This is a genomic window from Microcoleus sp. C2D2, assembly GCF_036702495.1.
Taxonomy (GTDB): domain Bacteria; phylum Cyanobacteriota; class Cyanobacteriia; order Cyanobacteriales; family Microcoleaceae; genus Microcoleus.
On the sequence record NZ_JAUBTO010000066.1, the window covers coordinates 1 to 20894 of the forward strand.

Here is a 20894-nt window from a genome sequence, read left to right on the forward strand (position 1 = left end):
CCGACTATGGATTTTATTTTTCGGGGTTTTCCTGTTTTAATTCCTGATACTGCTGAAAAAAAAAGCTCCCTAGTTCAGGACCAACTTCTTCTAACATTTTCTGACGGACTAATTTTTCAATCGTTTCAAAACTTTTTAACTCGGTTGGAGCTGTATTTCTGTAAATAATTTCTGCTGCCGCTTTTAAGTGGGCTTTTAGCTGTTGTTGGTCTGATGGTGTCATGTTATTTACTTCATTGTTATTTGATTATTTTACTAGCTTTTTCATTTTAACTCTTTTGTGACACATTCGCAAAAGTGAGATGCACCCGAATTGATGGGTAAGAATCATCGCTAGCATGAATAGCCACTGCCGGACAATAGTGTTGCTGATTTCGTTCGTTATCCTCTGACAACTTGACAGCATCAAATAGCAACTCCAAGTAACTTATGTGGGTAGCGTCGTGCCATGACAATAATCCTTTCGCTTTAGTCACGGCTGGATTTTCAGTTAAAAACTGACATCCATCGGGTAATTTCGCCTCAGCCAAACCTGCTAAAGCGCAGATAGCTTGCTGAATAACTTGGAGAGCAACTTCTTGTGATGTCATATCTAAAACTTCCTCAATTACCTAGCGAACTATCAATCAACTAAGTCACCCAAATTATACGTGGGATTGTGAGTAATAGCAATTACATATTTTCCTAATTTGGGATCGAAAACTCCAACTGCACCGTAAAGATGAGAAACTTTGTGAACCAAAACACAAGCTACAGGTACAGATGCCGGCCCATTAATTTTAATTAGCCGCCCTCCCGACAATTCCCCAGAATTGCTCATTTCTGCCAAACGAGCCGCCGCATCTCGCACAATTTGGTCGTTTTGAGCAGCTTCTCCAAATCCAATTTTTAACACTTCACCCTGAAGTTCAATCTTGTAAGTAGTCATCAGCTATTCCCACTCGATCTCCCGGATTATTGCATACTATCGGAAACACCCCCTTCCGATCGCCCTTACGCTATAAAACACAATTTAAAACCCTCAACCCACCATGAACCCAACATTTCGCAATCCGCCACACCCCAGACTCCTAGAGGATTTCGCCAACGGATCACTCGACCAAATCCAAAATCTCACCCGCGCCATCAGGTTATGGGTTTTGGTAAGTTGGCTGTACAGCGACGAGGGATATATTGCCCTTAGCAGCCCCTTTACCTATGCTGATTGGCGCGAATCTTTCTTTGGCAAAAATTACAAAGATGAAAAGCAGGAAGATATTCTTAACTATTCAGACCCGAATTGTGCTTGCAACAAAACAACGCAACAGTGGTTGACAAAATGGAATGTATCTGTAAACCAGTGGCGGCATTCTTTGCAAAAAGAAATAGCTATTGCCGATGCTGATTTAGACAAGCTCTTAGCAGAAAAGTTATTCGCTCAGGTGCGAAAATCGCAGCAAAATGACTTCGACTTATTGGTGGATCGGCATTTGCTGCAACGGTTAACCAGGGTGACGGGTAGAAGTAAAAACTACCGCCGAGTTGAACAATTACCGCCACTTTCCAGTCAAACAGAAAACCCCAATACAGACAGCAATTTGACTCCAAAAACACAGGCTTATCTCGCTGCTACTTTGGGGATGTTTAGTTTTCTCGACCCAAGTTTGCCTTTATTAGCCGACCAATTTTCAGAAGAGGTAGTTGATGAAGATAATCACCGCGTCTTTTTGTACGTTGATTATCTCGTACCCGAATCTAGTCCCATGCAAGATGCTGTCGATCAATTTCAGAGCGAATTGCAGGAAATGTGGGATTCTCAAAAAATCGCTCCTTTGCTATTAACTTATCGCAGCGCTCATCAAAATCAGATTAAAGAGTGCGTTGTTTATCCTGTTTGTATTTACTTTATGGATCGAGCTAAATATTTGTGTGCCTACGGCAGCACCCCCAGAGGTGAAATTAATTGGTACAAATATCGGCTCGATCGCATTATTTCAAAACGTCTAGAATCCTTGGATTGGCAAGATTCTCGGGTTCCCCAATTACTCAAGGAAAAATATCAGGAAAATAACCTGCCAACTCCCAAAACAGTTAACGATATGTTAAAGGAAGCTTGGGGCTGCGATTTTTATAAAGAAACTGCGCTGATGGTATTGCGGTTCGATCGCACTTTTCATCAAAGTTATATGCAGGGAATCAGCATTCACCATACCTGTACCGCCATAGAGTACGATCGCGCCGCCACATTAATCACACAATACACTCCCAACCCAGAACACCGATCGGCACTTTTACAAATCCTCCAGTCTCGCCCAACCGACGATGCTTACTACCAAGTCACTTACCGAGTGACAGACTACTACCCGCTGAGGTGGTTGCGCGCTTTAGGTTCAGAAGTCGAAATTCTGCTACCTTGGGACTTGCGACAGAAAATGGCCGTAGAAATCCAAAAAACTCGGAACTTGTACCAATAGTCTTTTGCTCGATAATTATCAAAGCTATTGTGGAAAACTTGCTAATTTCTGTGGAAAACCCCCCTTTTCCTGTGGAAAACTAGCACTAAATTAAGTGCGATCGCTCTAATTCCCTTGATAGCATTTAAAAAATTAGAGGAATTGCGATCGCCAAAACCGCCTTCCTCCTTCATCCCTCAACCTGCTGTTTGCTGGAAATACAGCCTAAATATTTCCTCCTTCACATCCATCCTCTTCCAGCTTCAGTCTATCCGTTACATCCTTTAAATCCCTTACACTCATCCGTTACCCAACATCACGCTTAACCTCTTCCTTCTCTCCAGAATCGTAGCTAATTTGGTCGGAATGGTAAGCCGGCGGCTCAACGTGAATTAAGATGCGTACAGGGCTGAAACGTTCTTCCAAACGGGCTTCTACTTCTTCTGTAATCCGGTGAGCTGTTTCTACATCGACAGCATCCACAATCATGTGCATCTCAATAAATACTTGACGCCCTACAACGCCACGGGAGGCGATCGAGTGACAGTTGACAACCCCCGGTACATCGATCGCGATCGCGTGAATAACTTCCGGTGCGATCGCCATTTCATCCACCAACCAAGGCAGATTTTCTGTTAAAACCTTCCAACCGCTGCTAAACACCAAAACAGCTACAGGAAAAGACAAAAACACATCCAGGGATTGCAGTTGAGGTATATTCCAAACCTGCCCTTGCCAAACTCCAATCAACCCGCCGATGACCATAATTGTCACCCAAACATCGCTCATCGTGTGCTTAGCGTCAGCCACTAAAATCGCGCTACCGAGACGTTGGCCAACTCTGCGCTCGTAAAAAGTGACAAAAATATTAATCCCCAGTACAATCAGCAAAATCCACAGTTCATTTGGGGATATTTTGACAACTTTACCGCCGTTAATCAGCCTTTCGACAGCACCGCTGAGAATTTCAAAACAGGCAATTCCCAGAAAAGCAGCAATTCCCAGAGCTCCGAGAGCATCAAATTTTTGGTGTCCGTAGGGATGATCGCGATCGGGCTGCGGATTGGCATAATGATTAGTTACCAATCCTAAAATATTATTAGCGCTGTCCGTGACACTGTGCAAAGCATCTGCCAGCAAACTCAGGGAACCTGTCAGCCATCCCACGGCTGCTTTTATTGCCATCACCAGCAAATTGAGCAATAAAGTAATTATTAAAACCTTGCGGACTTCGGAACGGTTATCGGCAACCATAAAATCTCCTCTATCTGCCGTCAAGTTTTCTGGTTTCTAGTTTAAAGCTTATCAAGTCATAACAGGTTAAAAGTCTTGCGGAATCTAGCTTGCGACTAGATTTATATTCATTAATTTAGCCTAGCTTCTTGAGACAAATTTTAATTAATAGCAGTTTCGCCGCCCAATTTGGCTGGCAGGTACTTCTTTTAGGTTATTGTATATTTTATCATTAACAATTGTATGTTAAATTTCATTGCCCATGTCTCTTTCTCCGCTGACACTGAATTTAGTCGAAGGTTCTGTCTCCTTTAGCTTTTCCCCGCAAGCCGCGCGGGATTTGCAAAGCGCGATCGCCGCTTTGATGGAAAGCTTGAAAGCTGTAGCCGCCAAAACTGCTGGCGGCAAAGCTTCTCCCCAGAAACCGATGGAATATCGGTATGCAGGAGATGTATTTTTGGAAGTTTTCTGCAATCCGAATATCTGGCCAACTCCTTTTGCGGCAAAAGTGCTGATTACGGTTAGGGACGATCGCGTGCGCGTGACCACCGAAGCCGAACTCAGCCGCCTGCGCGACGATCTCGCTCAGTATATCGAACAAGTCGGTTGAGATGCTCAACCTGAAACGCTCTTGTTTTAGATTCCCGACTTCTTGAAGAAGAACAGGCTTTCCGGCCTGTTCCACAAAGAGTTAATTTTATTGTGGGGAGTAGGGGATCGGCTTCTAGCCGGCCCCTGAAAGGCTTATTGAAAGGGGATAACTATCGGCCGGCGACGCCGACCATTCCCACATTGAGCCTGCATAATTCTTAGCATTAAATCCCACATTTGTCAAGACACAAGTCAACCATGCAGAGCGAATTCCCCCGGAGCAATAACTCACAATTTGAGTTGACTGCGAAACTCCTTTTTGCTGCAAAATAGCGACAATTTCCCCGCGATCCAGCAGTTTTCCCTGTTTGTCCATTAACTGTTTGTAGTAAAGGTGAACCGCACCGGGAATGTGGCCGCCCCGCTTTTCTCCGTAAGGCGTTTTACCTGCATATTCTCGCGGCTCTCTGGCGTCAACAAATGCTAAATTATCATCTCCTAAAATAGCTTTCAATTCATCCCGCTGAATTTCCCAATTCGAGCGGCGAGATATTACAAAATCTCCTGTTTGCGGTGGATTGTTTGCAGCTTTTACTCGATTAATTCCAGCTTTGATTAAAGCCCGATATCCTCCATCGACAAAAACTGCTTTTTCCTGTCCCAAAGTCCGCAACATCCAAACAATTCGCCCGTCTTCGCCCCACCCTTTCACCGAATCGGCAACGACTATGACAGGTTTGTCTTGACAAATGCCAATTGCTTGCAGTTTTTGAGTTAAAACTGTGTTATTTTCGATAATTTTTCCCTTTTGGGGAAACTGCGATCGAGAAAATTCCTGCCAAGTTACGGGAATAGCTGGTGGGAGACGGCAAAACCACTTTAAAACAGGTTGACGAGCATCGAGCAGAGTGGCGCCCCCGGACAGTAATTGCTTAGCTAAATCGGCGCTTACTATCCAATTATCTGCCAAATTATACACTAAATTACACAGTAAATTAGACATGATTTATTGAGCAATTTTGCCTGTGCCCGCAGCGCAGTATAAATCCCGACCGTCATACATTGGATTAAGTGGTTTAATCTTGCCAGGAGCAGCATTTAGACACAAGATTGTTTGGGTTTTGTTTCCTGCTAAAAAGACTCCGCCCACCCAACTTTTGAGATTAGCTTGATTCGATACTGCATAATTAAAGACAACTTTGTTTTCCGTATTAATTGAATATTGGTAGTTGGCTGTGTCAGGTTTAATACCGAGACCTAGATTAGAAACAGAACTTGTAAAACCCGTATTCTGTATATAGTAGGCTTGTTGAGCTTTATTCATTGCTGCCACATATTGTTTGGCTGCTGATTCCTGAGCTTTCAAGGTTGGCGGCCACTGAGACTGAGCGACTATAGTGAAAAAAACTGGCAGAGTTAGAGGTGTTATGCCCAGAAAGAAGGCAGAAGGCAGAACGCAGAAACTAGAAGTACAAAATATCTGCTTTCTAGGATGCTTCCGACTGCATTCTTGCTCGGTGCAATTAAGTCCAATCTGCCAGTTAGGGTAGTTATAAATCCTCCTGAGTTTCCGAGATAACTGGTGGAAGGAGCGGTTGAGTAACATATAATTAAACCAATTGTTTTGCCTGAAACTGTTGCAACGCCCAAGGAGCAACCGTGCCGTGTTCTGTAATAATTCCTGAGATTAATTCGGCCGGAGTTACGTCAAAAGCGGGATTGTAAAATTCGACTCCCACAGGACAAATTCGCGTAGTTCCAACTTGATACATTTCAACTGGATCGCGTTCTTCAATGGGGATTTGGCTGCCGTCGGAAAGTTCAAAATCAATTGTTGACAGAGGAGCGGCGACAAAAAACGGGACGTTGTGAGCTTTGGCAACAATTGCTAAACTGTAAGTGCCAATTTTATTGGCGGCGTCGCCGTTAGCAGCGATTCTGTCTGCACCGACAACTACTGCGTGAATCATGCCGAGTTTCATGCAGTGAGCGGCCATATTGTCGGCAATTAATGTGACGGGAATTCCTTCTTGCACGCATTCCCAAGTGGTCAGTTTTGCACCTTGGAGACGGGGCCGAGTTTCGTCTGCAAAAACTCTTCCGAGTCTTCCTTCTCGCCAAGCAGAACGAAATACACCTAAGGCAGTACCGTAGCCTGCTGTTGCCAACGCACCTGCATTGCAGTGAGTTAGTAAGTTCAATTTTTCGGGTGTAGCTGGCAGAACTTCTAAACCTTTGTCGCCGATATCTTTACAAGTTTGCAAGTCTTCTGCTTGAATGGTTTTAGCCATTTCTAACAAAGTTTTTTGCACTTGTTCGACAGAACCGCTAGTTCTCTCGGCAGTTTTGAGCATTCGCGATATTGCCCAAAACAAATTAACCGCCGTGGGACGGGTGGAACGCAATAACTCGCCAACTTGTTCTAATTTAGCGAGAAATTCGGTACGATCGCCCGTTTCGATTTCTCGCGCCCCCAAATACATCCCGTAGGCTGCTGCTACCCCGATCGCCGGAGCACCTCGGACTATCATAGTTTTAATCGCCTCAGCCATATCTTCGCAGCGGCTAATTTCGACTACACCGTATTCTTTCGGCAGTCGGTTTTGGTCAATTAGCAAAACTCGGTCTTCTATCCAAGTGACGGGGGAAACGGAAGAGTTTTGAGCGGTCATCGATTTCAATTATGTGAGGGACAAGTTTCTATGATGCCATGAAAGCGACTATTCCTCTATGTTATGAGCGATACGCTGAATTTGCCAAAATCCCAGCCCAGCGGTTTGAGATTTGAGATTTGAGATTGAATAATTGCTGCATACCTACCACTCTCTGCCTTTGGAACTTGCGCAGAGTGGGATTCTTTTTCACAAAAGTGGACTTAGTAAAAAACCGAACATTAAGTTGTGTAAATTATTTGGAGATTTTTTGAAAGATTTCCGGAATCGGGAACAACCTACCTCTACCCGGGGTCTGGTTTTTTAAAGTTGAGAATAAAAAAGTGCGAGCAATTTTCCAGCTCCCACAAATTTAAAATAATCACACAAATAGATAAGTGTAAAGCTTTGTCTGTACAACTTTAACTGAGTTGAAGGCAGGTTTTGTGGTAGCCGTATTTGTGGCTGGAAGTTCTGGCGCTCATCGCACGGAAAAAACATTTTGAAAACCTACCTAGGTGCATGAGGGAAAGGTAATTATGAAAAACCAACAAATAGTCTTCGTAGATTCAGCAGTAGAAGATTGGCAGAGTCTGGCGGTCGGTGTTAAAGCGGGTACAGAGGTAATTTTAGTCGATCGGGCGCGGGACGGCATCGAACAAATTGCCGAAGCACTGCAGAGCCGCAAAGGTATAGAAAGCGTTCACATTATTTCTCACGGGGAATCGGGAAGTTTGCAGCTAGGGCAAACTAGCCTGAATTCCGACAATTTAGAAACATATCGCGACTGTTTCAAACAGTGGTTTTCGTCATCTGTCAACTCACTTCAAAATCGATGTGAAATTCTGCTTTACGGTTGCAACGTAGCAGCAGGTAAAAAAGGAGAAGCTTTTGTACAAAAGCTGAGCAAGTTAACAAAAGCTAATATTGCTGCTTCAGCAGATATTACGGGGAGTGCCCAAAAAGGCGGAAACTGGGTACTTGAATACGCTACGGTCGCGATTAAAACAGGATTGGCGATCGAGCCTGAAGTAATGGCAAATTACGCACATACCTTGGCGTTGTTTACTGTTACTAATACCAACGATGCTGGGCCGGGTTCGCTGCGAGAGGCGATTACTCAAGCAAATGCTGCTGCCGCACCACCGCACAATATTAACTTTGCCATTCCCGGTGCAGGCGTGCAGACGATCGCGCCCCTCTCTGTCTTGCCAAATATTAACGTTCCCACAATCATCGACGGCACTAGCCAACCGGGGTTCGCTGGCACCCCACTCATCGAAATCAATGGATCGGGTGCAGGTGCTGTTAGCGGTTTTCGTGTCTTGGCTGGTGGCAGCACCTTGCGCGGATTGATCGTTAACCGCTTCGGCAACACCGGCATTTCCCTCGAAAGCAATGGCAACACCGTAGCGGGCAACTACATCGGTATCAACGCCACCGGCACCGCGGCCTTGCCCAACGCCTTATTTGGCGTCGCCGTTCAGAACGGTGGCAGCGGCAACATTATTGGCGGGATTGCAGCGACGGATCGCAACGTCATTTCTGGGAATACAGCCGACGGTATCATCATCGTCGGCGGTACTGGAGGCAACCAAGTGCTGGGCAACTACGTCGGCATCAACGCTGCAGGCACCGCCGCCTTGCCCAACACCAGTGGAGTTACCATCAACGGCGTACCCAACAACACTGTTAGCGGGAATGTCATTTCCGGGAACAGCAATAGCGGCACGGTTATTGTCAGTGCCGGTGCCACGAACAACATTCTGACAGGCAACTTCATCGGCACTAATTTTGACGGCACCGCCGCTGTCCCTAACACTGCTTTCGGCGTAGCCATCCAGGGAGGTGCAACCAACAATATCATTGGCGGAACGACCCCAGCGGCCCGCAACATTATTTCCGGCAACGGTAACGGTGTCGCCCTTGTTAACCCCACCACTGTCGGCAACTCCTTGTTCGGCAACTTCATCGGCGTCACGGCCGACGGTACGACTCCGCTGCCCAATACTACTGGGGTATTGATTGATGACCTCGCAAACAATAATGCGATCGGCTCTACAGCAGCAGGTCAAGGAAATACGATCGCCAGCAACCTCGGTTCAGGAGTAAACATCCTCGCCGGTACCGGCAACAGCATCCAAAACAACTCGATCTTCGCCAACGCCGGCTTAGGCATCGACCTCGGCAACGACGGCATCACCGCCAATGATGCGGGCGACGCTGACATCGGTGCAAACAACCTCCAAAACACCCCCGTACTCACCACCGCTACCGCCAGTGGCGGCAGCGTCACCGTCGCGGGAACTTACAACAGCATTCCCAGTACCACATTCACCCTCCAATTTTTCGCCAACAATCCCCCCGGCACCCAAGGCCAAACCTTAATTGCTTCTATCCAGGTAACTACTGACGCCGCCGGCAACGCTGCGTTCAATCAAACTTTCCCAGCAGCAGTCACCGCAGCGCAATTAATCACCGCCACAGCAACCGACGCCGCCGGCAACACTTCTGAATTTTCCGCACAGCCTGTTCCTGTTGTCGTACCGCTGAGTACCATCACCGGCATCAAATTTAACGACATTGACGGCAACGGCACTCAAGCAGCCGGAGAACTTGGTGTGCCCGGAGTGACTGTTTTCCTTGACACTAACAATGACGGCATTCTCGGTGCCGGCGAAACTTCCGCAACTACCGGGGCCAACGGCAGCTTTACTTTCCCCAACTTGGCATCGGGTACTTACAACGTCCGGGAAGTTGTACCGGCAAACAGCCAGCCAACTACTCCCAACCCGGTTGCAGTGACGCTGGCAGCAGGTCAAACTACTCCTGCTACAGTTAATTTCGGCAACCAAGCAATACCCGCTGTACTAGGCAGCATTACTGGTATAAAATTCAACGACGCTGACGGCAACGGCACTCAAGCAGCCGGAGAACTTGGTGTTCCCGGAGTGACTGTTTTCCTCGACACTAACAACGACGGCATCCTCGGTGCCGGCGAAACTTCCGCAACTACCGGGGCCAACGGCGACTTTACTTTCCCCAACTTGGCCTCGGGTACTTACAACGTCCGGGAAGTTGTACCGGCCAACAGCCGGCCAACTACTCCCAACCCGGTTGCAGTGACGCTGGCAGCAGGTCAAACTACTCCTGCTACAGTTAATTTCGGCAACCAAGCAATACCCGCTGTACTAGGCAGCATTACTGGTATAAAATTCAACGATGCTGACGGTAACGGCACTCAAGATACCGGAGAAATTGGCATCCCTGGCGTCACGATTTTCCTTGACACTGACAACAACGGCACTCCAGACACCGGAGAAACCCAAGCTACTACCGGTACCGATGGCAGCTACAGCTTCCCCAACCTGCAAACAGGCACCTACAACGTCCGGGAAGTGGTGCCGACAGGTTTTACAGCAACCACCCCTAACCCCCGAACGGTTCTGTTAGATCCAGGTCAAACTTCCACTGCCAATTTCGGCAACCAACAAGTCCCGCCGACTCCGACTCCGCCTCCGACTCCGACTCCGCCTCCGACTCCGACTCCGACTCCCACTCCCACTCCGACTCCCACTCCCATCCAGCAAGGCAGCATCAGCGGTCTTAAATTCAACGACGGCAACGGCAACGGTACTCAGGATGCGCAGGAAACCGGTCTTTCTGGATGGCAAATTTTCCTCGACGCTAACGGGAACAACTCTTTAGATTCGGGCGAAACTGCTGTTACCACTGACAATTCTGGCAATTACAGTTTCAGCAACCTCAACCCCGGCACTTACAACGTGCGGGAAGTGCAGCAGACTGGCTGGAGGCAAACTACTACTAATCCCGCGCCTGTTAATCTCGGTAGTGGCGAAAGTCGTAGTGGAATTAATTTCGGCAATTTCCAAAATATTAGCATCTCCGGCCAGAAGTTTAATGACCTCAATAACAATGGGGTTTTGGAGGCTCAAGAACCGCTTTTGCCCAACTGGAGAATCTTCCTTGACGCTAACAGCAATGGCTCTTTAGATGCTGGAGAAGTTAACACTTCAACTGATAGTTTTGGCGGCTACAGTTTCGCTAATTTAGGGCCGGGAACTTATCGAGTTCGGGAAGTAAATCAACCGGGTTGGACGCAAACTACTGCCAATCCTGCTGATATTATTGCTGTCAGTGGCACTAATGTTAGCAATATTAACTTTGGCAATTACTTCGCCCAAATGCAACCGCCACCGGAAGAAGGAGAAGATGCTGAGTGCATTTGTGAACAAATAGTTTTGCCCAGCATTGGTAGTGTGCGCGGCCCGAGTTCTGTCACTAATACCCGCAACGGTACTAACGGCAACGACACTATTCTCGGCACTAATGACGGTGAGCAAATAAATGGTTTTGACGGCGATGATTTGTTGACCGGGTTGCGGGGCAATGATAATATTTACGGGGGACTTAACAGTGCTTTCCCGGTTGGCCCAGATATAGACCGCGACTTGCTGTTTGGCAATGAGGGTAATGATTACCTCAACGGGGTTGCTGGAGATGATTTAATCTTTGCGGGCAAGAACGAAGATGTTGTTTACGGCGGCAAAGATGACGACATTCTTTTTGGCGACCAGGAGAGCGATACTTTAATTGGCGACCTGGGTAACGATACTATCTACGGGGGAACTATTAACCCCTTCGACCCGGATTTGACTGGCAATGATTTGCTGTTTGGTTTGGCGGGCGATGACTTCCTCAGCGGGGAGAAAAATCAAGATACCATCGCCAGCGGTGACGGTAATGATACAGTGCGTGCCGGCAAGGGCGATGACTTAGTTTTCGGCGAATTGGGCAGCAACCTGCTATTTGGCGATGAAGGGAGTGATACTATCTGCGGCGGCGAGGGGGAAGATACAGTGTACGGGGACATTGGTAGCCCCCTCCCCATTGGTTCTACTGGCGGAAAAGACGAAATATGCGGCGGTTTGGGCAACGATTTGCTGTTTGGCAATGAAGGTCAGGATACCGTTAACGGCGAGACTGGGAACGATACTGTTTACGGCGGCAAGGATGAGGACAGTTTGCTCGGCGGTGCTGGGGATGATTGGCTGTTTGGAGATCAGGGGAATGATACTCTGATTGGGGGTACCGGCAACGATCGATTTATGTTGGGTCAAGACCTCGGCAGCGAGACTATTTTAGACTTTGAATACGGTCTCGATTCGATCGGCTTAATGGGCGGTCTGGATTTCTCGCAACTGAGCATTGTTCCGGAGAATGGTTTTACTCTGATCCGAGTTACTGGTTCCGGTCAACTTTTGGCAACTCTCAGCAATGTGCCTGCAACCGTGATTGCTGCCACAGATTTTGCTCTCCTGTAGTGCGATCGAACTAATTAATTAGGTTAAAATGTTGGAGGGACGATTGATTAATTGTCCCTACAATTTTAGGATGGTATTTATATCAAGTCCGGTTAATTACTTATAAATCCTATACGGGCATCGGGCATCGGGCATCGGGCATGATGGGACAAAAGTATTATAACTATTCAACCGGACATGATATGAGCGATCGATCGCCATACCTGGAAGTCTGGAGGGTTTACGAATATTTGCACTGGGAATTCGAGTTTTGGGTAAACTCGTCCCTAAAGGATTCGGATGCTTTCGGAACTATCGGCCTATATTGCGCTTCATGCGATCGAGTTCTTCGTCTGCTTCCCAGCGTTGAAACTTTTCTTCTAAAGGATCTGCCGCATTAAAACTGTTATAATTTGAACTCTGATTCCAACCCTTTGTATCCCAATTCTGCTCTGTTTTAGTGGTAGTGCGAGTTGCAGCTTCTGCTGCTTTTGCTCGGACTTCTTTGCGACGCAATTGAATTTGGCGGTACAGTTCTTTTGCTTTTTCAATCCGTTCTTTGCAGCCTTGCATTTGCCCCCAGCGCTGATTTCCCTGACGCAGCAGAGCTGCTTGCCGCTCTTGCGCTGCTTGAGCTAAATCGAGCCTTTGAGCTGCTTTAGCTTTGTTGATTCGATCGTTCCACCGCTGAATTTCTTGGGCGGCAGATAGAATTTCTGCTTGGAGTTTTTTCTCTTGTTTTTGGATATCGAGAATCAGCCGCAGAGTGTCTTCTTCTTGTTCCTTCAGTTGTTCTTCTATTGCCTGCAATTCCAGATGGGGATTGCTGCGCAAAAATTCTTCTAATCTGGTTTCTAGAAATCGGCTGAAATCATCAAATAAGCCCATTTTTTATAAGTCCTCAGTCATTAGTCATTGGTCATTAGTCATTGGTCATTAGTTATTAGTCATTAGTTATTAGTCATTGGTCATTAGTTATTAGTCATTGGTCATTGGTCATTAGTCATCAGAACTATGGGTTTGAAACCCCGTCCTTTTAGGACGGCTTTACATTGAATTGAATCCCCTCGCGGGGTGGAGGGGTATGGTTGCCCCTCCGCTGAGGTATGGTTGCCTCAATCTCTTTTCGGAGTAAAGTTAGCTTCGCCAAAGTTTAGTGAGCTTGCGCCGGTTGAAAGCACTGTTGAGCGTGACATACCGAACTGTTTAACTCTCAACGACAGAGCAAAGGACTAGCTACGCATCAAGCGGGTGTCGTGACTCCAAAAACGTAGTCAGTTAAGACTGAGGCCCTAGGGGAACGGCTTGTTAGATTTCTCCTTTAAGCCTCATGCCTTTAGGGTGAGGTTCCTGACTGGTTCTTAGTCACTGGCGATCGATCGTCGGTCATTAGTTGTCGATTATTATAACTGTTTTCAACGCTTGTGAGGTACAGCCTCGTAATTGCCAATCACCAATTACCGATTACCTAACTCATAACTAATGACTGATAACTAATGACTAATGACTAATGACTAATGACTCATGACTGATGACTGAATTAGAACTTTTGTCCTACAAAAACCGATCGCACATCTCCTCCCTTGCGGATAACTGCTTCTTGATTTTTGATTTCTGCCAGGGTCCAACCGCTAGCGCCAATGCTTTCGCCGACATAAATTCTGCGGGCTACGCCGTCTACTTCAAACAAAGCGGCCGATCGATCGCCCAACTCCAAAATCCCCACCAGCGTGTGCGCGGAAGTCGGGGCGCTGCTGACGGCCGGTGCCGATTGCTCGGGCGCGGGCGCGGATTGCTGGGCCGAGGGCGCTGGTGCCGGTTCGGTTTCGCGAGCCAAAATCTTCGGCTGGGGAGACTCTGAGGGGGAAGCGGAAGCGGCGGGGGGAGTTCGAGTACCGGCGGCGGCCACCGCACGACCGGAGGCTGGGGCCGTCGGCGAGGGCGAAACTGCCGCGGTTTGAGCACCAGCTACCGGAGCAGCCGGAGCACCAGCTACCGGAGCAGCCGGAGCCACAGTCACCTGAGCGGGGGGAGGGATGACTACGACTTGGGGTGCAGGTGCTCCCGGCTGCGCGCCGGCTTGTTCTAGGGCATCAGCGATGCGGTTGACTGCTGTCGAAAGACCTGCGGTTGCCGGCGGCGCGCCGGAAATTGAAATGCTCGGCAACGTCCCAGGGGAGGCAACTCCGGGAACTCCTGCAAGTTGCGGGCTGGGCTGGGGTGGTTTTTTTTGTTCGATCGCTTCTAGGGAGCGCTGCACGTATTCGACAAACGGGGTGTCTGGTGCTGTGACGCTGGTTGCTGCGGGTGTCTCTGGTGCGGGGGCGGACCGCAAGCGCACCAGTCCCGACCTGCTTGCCAGCCACAACCCCAGGACTAGCAGCAGGGACCCACAGGCTGCTCCCAGCAGGATTCTGTCGAAGGATTGTTTGGACTGCTGTTTTTTGGTTGTTTCTAGGGCGACTTGGCGGGCGATCGCTTCTACGTCTTTTTCGCCTCGCTGTGGCTCGGGTGCCAGGGGTGACAAAACTATTTGAGGTACCGAGATCGACTTGAGCGCCACGAATTCTGGCGCCATCGGCTCGGCTGGCTGTGGGCCACTGCCGTCGAATGCTCGATCGACTCCTTCAAACAGTTCGTCCATCAACCGATCGGCGTAGGACTCTACTGCCACTGCTTCGGCTGGCACTGTTTCCACCGTCGCCTTCACGGCGATCGGATCTGACGCTGATTCCAAAGACATCTGTTTGGCGATTACTTTTTGAGACATAGTTTTCTGTTTGCTCCCGCTCCTCGACAACCCTGAGATTCTCAACTTCAGACTTCTACAGGATACTTGTAATGTTGACCCATTCTTGGCTCAGAACAGGTCAATTGTATCTCACCGATCACCATATTTTTAGTCCTCGAGCAACTTACTTTGCCCGATCGACTTTTGTTTTACCTGTTTTGGGTCTTTTCGCCCCTGTTTTCTGCTGCCAGTCTTATTTGCTTACCTAACTTTTACTGCATATTCTACTGCTTTTGTCAACCCCACCCTCCGGGGCTTCGCAGTTTTTGACACACAGCTTTACTTGAGGCGATCGCAAAAAAAGCTGGTTTTTTGCCGCTGTTTCCGATGGCTTTGCAGCTTTGACAAGGATTTCAGACTTTTACTCGTCTTAAGTTTGTTAGTCAGTTTGCTTGACAGTAATAACAGGTTGCAGATTTTCTCATAACTCATGGCAGCAACAAGGGTAACAACCGCTGTAATTCCCCACAAGCTGCCTGAAGCGATGGCGGCGCATCTTCTGGTAAGCTCTGAGAATAACATCGATCGGCTAAATCCTCAACAGCGGTTTTGCAAGCAGCTTCATTTTTCTCAAATTTTGCATAATCATCCTCTTCATTCACAGTTTCTCCCTGCAAGTAGTGTATCCAAGTCTCAATATTCCGCTTGGGAACAAAAATCGCGATCGCTTCATTCGGTTCCCTATTTTTCTGCTTATCTTTATCAAGCACACTAGCTAACCAATTAAGTCTTGCTGCCAGCGTACCCGTATCTGCATCAATTAACACAACTAATCCAATCGCCACCCCGTTTCTATTCTGGCGATAAGCTTTCACTTCCACCGGATACTGCTTGCGTACATAGTCTGATCCACATTCGCTACCTTCCGGACAAATATTAGCCCGCAATTGACCTGTAAAACCTCGCTTTTTTAGGAAATAACGCGCAAAAACCTCCTGCTGTCTGTCCTCGCAGAGAATGACAATCTGAACTCTACGCTGGCTCATTCAACCACCCCCGTGCAATTAGTTCAGAAACTGTCAAGCCAGAATTGTCAGCTACTTTATCGCTAATTCGTTTGACTCGAACAGCAGCATTGCTTTGACGCTCAAACCAATAGCCAATCGGTGAAGCTAAAAGATAGTTAATTAACTCAGGATGGTGAGAAATTAGTAATGCTTGAAGTTTTCCATCGCTACAAAGGTCATAAAGCTCCATCAGCCAGGGTTGAATTTCTGGTAATGCTAAAAAGTTTTCCGGTTCATCAATCCACAAGGTATAGTCTTCAGATTTGGTACCGTAAATCAGCGCGTATAAAGCAACTAATGTTTTTTGTCCGTCCGACAATTCTCCGAGACGATATTCAATTGGCTTGCTGTTATCTATTTGTCCTAAAAACCGCAATTTTAACACTAAATTATCTTCGCTTACTCGCTCAAATTTAAAATTTGTGAATCCATCCAAAACATCTCTTAAAATATTTCCAATTTCAGCAATTTTACCTTGGTCTTCAGATAAGTAGCGATACCAAGAAACAAAATTTTCCATCTTAGGAGTCAAACGCATTTGTTCTTGGCTACTTTCATCAACCATCAAGCTGGGCACAACTTGCACGATGATAAATCGCGCCATCCGTTCTCTAAACCAAGTTAACTTCGTGTTGTCGTTTCTTGGCATTAATGAAGGCAGAATAGATTGCGACCAGTCAAACTGGTATTTCGGGCCCGGTGAATAATCATCTCGATAGAGTTGAACTTCGCCGAATTCAAATTGTAGTAAAGGCTGGTTATCAAAGAGCAGACTCTCGTACCTAACACGACATTTATCTCCATACTCATCGATTTGTAATTGATATGTGTAGCAGCCGTCATTACCGAGAATTTCTAGCTCGAAACGCTGAATTTGTAAGGTTTGCCAGCGGGTGCAGTCCGCTGGTTTGAAAATTCCTTCTACCTTACTGTCGCCGCTGACCAATGCTTGGATTTTCTGCAACACCTCAAAAACTGTTGATTTACCCGAGCCGTTAGAACCCAGAAATAGATTAATTGCATCAACATCTAGTTCAAAATTTACCAAACAGCGAAAATTGTCAATATATATTCGTTTCAGCATGAGATTTTTTTAGGATAATTTCCGAGCGCTAATCATAACTATGATAAGTCTAATGCCTCGATCGCAACTTGGTACGAGGGCGGCCTCTTCGGTCCACCCCACGACAAAACTGATTATTTGTGGAATAGCTGGGAAAGCCTGTTGTTGATAGATGCCCACCCACCAGAAAGCTCACTCTTTGTGGAACAGGCCGGAAAGCTTGTTATTGATAGTTGATGATTGGTAAAACTAGCCCCTACGATCGCCCCGTGGCCTGCAATATCCATGATGGTATTGATAGCACAATTACGATCCTAAAACATCGCCTCAAGGCTAACGAAACTCGTCCCGAAATTTCAGTCATCGTTGAATTAAGTAGGTAGGCGGGATTAAACTGAACCATGTAACAGTGTGTAAACAGGGCTGACTTAGCCACGCTTAGGGTATTTGGATACCTTACAATCATTTACATAGTTGCGTTTTACAGCACCTACCTACTTAGGTATTTATGAATTTGCGGGCAAAGGCGATTACTGTAAAAGACATTCAGTGCGATCGCTCAAAGGGTATCTAGTCGGGAGGAACTTGAAGAATGGTATAGTTTAGTGGCTATCTGTGTGTGGTGCGATCGTCCCCAGAGCGAGAGACTGAGCAGATCGATACCGCTCTCCAAGTTAAGATTGATGAATATTCTTCCTGCCAAGTGAGAGATTGAGTATAGTGAGCCAAAGGTTGGGAATTAGGAGGCACAGGGAGATATTGTGGGTGCGATCGCCCCAGTCTGCAGGCTAACAATTATTAAATACCTGGAAGTGAAAACTGAGAAACTTATGTTCTTTAATATATTGCGTACTTTCACAAACCGCTACCCTTTCCAAACTCCGCGCGCAAGTTTATTGCAGCGCCTACCTAACGTACCAGACAACTTCGGAATATTTCAATCAAAAAGCGGTATACGGTATGTTGCTTACCCAAATGGGGCTGACCTTATCGTTAAAAACTTATTTTGGTTAGGAGAGTTCGACCCTTGGGTTGGTACTGTACTCAAATGCCTCGCCCATCCTGATGAGATTGTATGCGACATAGGTGCTTACATTGGTGACACTTCTCTACCCATAGCTAATTGTATGGGATCCTTAGGGCATATCTATTGTTTTGAGCCGGTACCATTACTATATGAATGTCTTGAAAAAAATGTGAAGGCAAATAGTATTTCCTGTATAACTTTAATTCCGCTAGCTTTATCCGATCGTCCAGGTAAACTGAAGCTGGATATCCCGGGTGGGGAACTAGGGATGTCGCGAATTGTAGAAGAAAATCAACTCAACTCACTGCAAAATAGCATTGAAGTTAACGTAACAACCTTCGACCTCTGGATGAAAGATAGTGGGATTGCTCAAGTAGCTGTTGTTAAAATAGATGTTGAAGACCACGAGCTTGAAGTGCTTAAGGGGATGGAAGATACTCTAAGCAAACATCATATTGGAAGCATTGTTTTTGAACGCCACAAAGATTGTGATACAACCGATGCCGTTGTCCAATTACTCCAGCGTCATGGTTATAGAATCTTCAGAATTTACAAGGGACTCCTTAAAACAGAGGTTGTAGAGCTAGGTTGTTCTGCTTATTCTAAAAAGACATCCGACTATGTTGCAGTAATTGAAAACAGTGAATTTGAACGTCGTCTACTAAGTTGTCCAACAGTTCGCCCGACTGCAAAATCAAGAGTGTTTTAGTGTTTCCCTCCTCTGGAAAACCAGAAGAGACTGCTGCATTGTTAGCACGCTCTCAACAAAATACTTCCACACCTTCCCCCTAACCGATCCGTTCCGCCAATTCCAACCAGAGCTCAGTCGCCCGATCGATCTCTTGATTCAATTGGCCCAAACGTTCAGATAACTTTTTAACCTCACCAAACCCACTCGGAGAATTTAGAGACAAAATCTGCTCAATCTCTGCTTTCTCAGCTTCCAACTGCGGAATTTTAACTTCTAACTTCTCGTATTCTCGCTTTTCATTAAACGACAGTTTGGTCGGTTTGGGAGTTGGGGCTTCGGATTTTGGGTTGTTAGATTCAGAGGATTGTGGTAGTTTACCTTTATTTTTTTGTGCTTTAAGTTCCTTCGCTTCTTCGGCTTTCTTGTGATCCAAATATACCGAATAATTGCCTGGATACAAGCGCAAATTGCCGCCCGGTTCCAAGGCGAAAACCATGTCGATCGTGCGATCGAGGAAATAGCGATCGTGGGACACCACAATCACGCAGCCGTTAAAATCTTCGAGATAATCCTCCAAAACCGCCAAAGTCTGCACGTCCAGGTCGTTTGTCGGTTCGTCCAAAATCAGGACGTTTGGCGCACTCATCAGCACTTTCAACAGAAATAATCGGCGCTTTTCCCCGCCAGAAAGTTTGCTAATTGGTGAATACTGTTGGTTCGGTGGAAACAGAAACTTTTCCAACATTTGAGAAGCGGTAATGATTTCCCCGTCCGCCGTTTGCACCAACTCGGCCACACTTTTCAAGTATTCAATAACTCGCTGGTCTTCGTTCGGCGTCAAATCTTCTGAATGCTGGTCAAAATAACCGATATGAATGGTTGTCCCAATTTCGACAGTACCCGAATCCGGCTGAATGCGTCCGGTGATGATATCCATCAGCGTCGATTTTCCCGCACCGTTGCAGCCAATAATTCCTATCCGGTCTTCGGGTGTGAAATTGTAGGTAAAATCTTTAATTAAAGTGCGATCGCCGTAAGCTTTAGAGATATGCAGTAACTCAATCACCTTCTTACCAATCCGGCGGCCGGCTGTGGCAATTTCGACTTTGCCGTTGGCTGTTTTGAACTCCTGGGCTCGCATATCTTTAATGCGATCGATCCGAGCTTTTTGCTTGGTACTCCGCGCCTTCGGCCCGCGTTTGAGCCATTCCAATTCGCGCCGCAATACACCCGCGTGTTTGCGAACACTGCTGGCTGCGGATTCTTCAGCTAAGGCTTTTTTCTCCAAGTAATAAGCGTAATTGCCAGCATAATTGTAAAGGTCGCCGCGATCGATCTCCAGGATGCGATTGGTAACGCGATCGAGAAAATAGCGATCGTGCGTAATCAGCAGCAAAGCACCGCGATAGCCGTTCAAATAGTTCTGCAACCACTCCACAGACAGCGCATCCAAGTGGTTTGTCGGTTCATCCATCAGCAACACATCGGGCTCGGACAACAAAGCCGTTGCTAAGGCAATTCGCTTGCGGTAGCCGCCGGACAAGTCGGCAATTTTCGCATCAAAATCCTCAATCCCCAACTTGGTCAAAATCAATTTCGCCTTGGTTTCCAAATCCCACGCATCCACCTCATCGATGCGTTCAGACACCGCAGACAGACGCGCCATCAACTTGTCTGTATCGCCTTTGCCGTGGGACAATTGAGCGGAAATTTCCTCGTATTCGCGCACTAAAGCCATTTGTTCGCCACTGTCGGCAAATACTTGCTCTAAGACAGTGTGATTTTCGTCTAAATCCGGCTGTTGGGGGAGATAAACAATTTTAGACCCTGGATTGACCCAGCGATCGCCAGAGTCGATCGACTCCATACCGGCAATCATTTTCAGCAGGGTTGATTTCCCGGAACCGTTGGTGCCGATGAGTCCGACTTTATCGCCTTCATCGAGGCTGAAGCTGGCATCTGTCAAGAGTTCCTTGATGCCGAAGTCTTTTTTGATCGATCGCAGAGTAAAAATAGTCATGAGTATAGAAAGTCATTTACCTGACTTAGTTTAACGCAAGTTCGATCCTGTCCGGTTGCATGGA

At 46.9% G+C, this 20894-nt stretch carries 15 protein-coding genes and 1 pseudogene; 4 read left to right on the forward strand and 12 right to left on the reverse strand.

Annotated features, from left to right (window positions below):
- The 3 genes and pseudogenes from QUB61_RS20850 to QUB61_RS20860 form a co-directional block, all read right to left on the reverse strand.
- Positions 1–223, reverse strand: a pseudogene (locus QUB61_RS20850) (ISKra4 family transposase); the annotation flags it as partial.
- A 46-nt stretch (positions 224–269) separates the two neighbouring features.
- Positions 270–590, reverse strand: coding sequence for a hypothetical protein (locus tag QUB61_RS20855; protein WP_333131944.1), 321 nt, complete (start codon positions 588–590; stop codon positions 270–272).
- Positions 591–622: 32 nt separating this feature from the next.
- Positions 623–928: a CRISPR-associated protein Csx3 gene (locus QUB61_RS20860; protein WP_333131942.1), complete on the reverse strand. Its 306-nt coding sequence runs from the start codon at positions 926–928 to the stop codon at positions 623–625.
- 103 nt (positions 929–1031) lie between these two features.
- Here QUB61_RS20860 and QUB61_RS20865 point away from each other — a divergent pair, with 103 nt between their 5' ends.
- A complete protein-coding gene (locus QUB61_RS20865) occupies positions 1032–2453 on the forward strand; it encodes a TIGR03985 family CRISPR-associated protein (protein ID WP_333131940.1) in 1422 nt (473 codons plus the stop codon).
- A gap of 285 nt (positions 2454–2738) precedes the next feature.
- Here the strand turns inward: QUB61_RS20865 and QUB61_RS20870 are convergent, their stop codons facing one another.
- Positions 2739–3686, reverse strand: a complete 948-nt coding sequence (locus QUB61_RS20870; protein WP_333131938.1) for a cation diffusion facilitator family transporter — start codon at positions 3684–3686, stop codon at positions 2739–2741.
- Between the two features lie 241 nt (positions 3687–3927).
- Here QUB61_RS20870 and QUB61_RS20875 point away from each other — a divergent pair, with 241 nt between their 5' ends.
- Positions 3928–4275 (forward strand): hypothetical protein, encoded by a 348-nt coding sequence (locus QUB61_RS20875; RefSeq protein ID WP_332956056.1) that lies wholly within the window; start codon positions 3928–3930, stop codon positions 4273–4275.
- 114 nt (positions 4276–4389) lie between these two features.
- Here QUB61_RS20875 and QUB61_RS20880 read toward each other — a convergent pair whose 3' ends face one another.
- From QUB61_RS20880 to mtnA, 3 genes are read right to left on the reverse strand one after another with little or no spacing between them, the layout of a single operon-like run.
- Positions 4390–5259, reverse strand: a complete 870-nt coding sequence (locus QUB61_RS20880; RefSeq protein ID WP_333131936.1) for a rhodanese-like domain-containing protein — start codon at positions 5257–5259, stop codon at positions 4390–4392.
- 3 nt (positions 5260–5262) lie between these two features.
- Entirely contained in the window at positions 5263–5862 is a 600-nt protein-coding gene (locus tag QUB61_RS20885; RefSeq protein ID WP_333131934.1) for a type IV pilin-like G/H family protein, read from the reverse strand.
- A 4-nt stretch (positions 5863–5866) separates the two neighbouring features.
- Positions 5867–6928 carry an S-methyl-5-thioribose-1-phosphate isomerase gene (gene mtnA / locus QUB61_RS20890; protein ID WP_333131932.1) on the reverse strand — a complete coding sequence of 354 codons (1062 nt, stop codon included), beginning with the start codon at positions 6926–6928 and terminating at the stop codon, positions 5867–5869.
- Positions 6929–7446: 518 nt separating this feature from the next.
- Here mtnA and QUB61_RS20895 point away from each other — a divergent pair.
- Positions 7447–12252 (forward strand): SdrD B-like domain-containing protein, encoded by a 4806-nt coding sequence (locus QUB61_RS20895; RefSeq protein WP_333131930.1) that lies wholly within the window; start codon positions 7447–7449, stop codon positions 12250–12252.
- A gap of 291 nt (positions 12253–12543) precedes the next feature.
- On the opposite strand, the gene QUB61_RS20900 is transcribed toward QUB61_RS20895, so the two are convergent.
- The 4 genes from QUB61_RS20900 to QUB61_RS20915 form a co-directional block, all read right to left on the reverse strand.
- Positions 12544–13119 carry a TIGR04376 family protein gene (locus QUB61_RS20900; protein WP_333131928.1) on the reverse strand — a complete coding sequence of 192 codons (576 nt, stop codon included), beginning with the start codon at positions 13117–13119 and terminating at the stop codon, positions 12544–12546.
- Positions 13120–13771: 652 nt separating this feature from the next.
- Positions 13772–15001 (reverse strand): hypothetical protein, encoded by a 1230-nt coding sequence (locus QUB61_RS20905; RefSeq protein ID WP_333131926.1) that lies wholly within the window; start codon positions 14999–15001, stop codon positions 13772–13774.
- Between the two features lie 449 nt (positions 15002–15450).
- Positions 15451–16008, reverse strand: a complete 558-nt coding sequence (locus tag QUB61_RS20910; protein ID WP_333131924.1) for a hypothetical protein — start codon at positions 16006–16008, stop codon at positions 15451–15453.
- On the reverse strand, positions 15995–17113 hold the full coding sequence (locus tag QUB61_RS20915) for an AAA family ATPase (protein ID WP_333131922.1): 1119 nt from the start codon (positions 17111–17113) through the stop codon (positions 15995–15997). The genes QUB61_RS20910 and QUB61_RS20915 overlap by 14 nt, the downstream gene beginning before the upstream one ends.
- A gap of 740 nt (positions 17114–17853) precedes the next feature.
- Between QUB61_RS20915 and QUB61_RS20920 the strand changes: the two genes are divergently transcribed.
- A complete protein-coding gene (locus QUB61_RS20920) occupies positions 17854–18828 on the forward strand; it encodes an FkbM family methyltransferase (RefSeq protein ID WP_333131920.1) in 975 nt (324 codons plus the stop codon).
- A gap of 79 nt (positions 18829–18907) precedes the next feature.
- Here the strand turns inward: QUB61_RS20920 and QUB61_RS20925 are convergent, their stop codons facing one another.
- A complete protein-coding gene (locus QUB61_RS20925; RefSeq protein ID WP_333131918.1) occupies positions 18908–20830 on the reverse strand; it encodes an ABC-F family ATP-binding cassette domain-containing protein in 1923 nt (640 codons plus the stop codon).
- Positions 20831–20894: the final 64 nt, after the last annotated feature.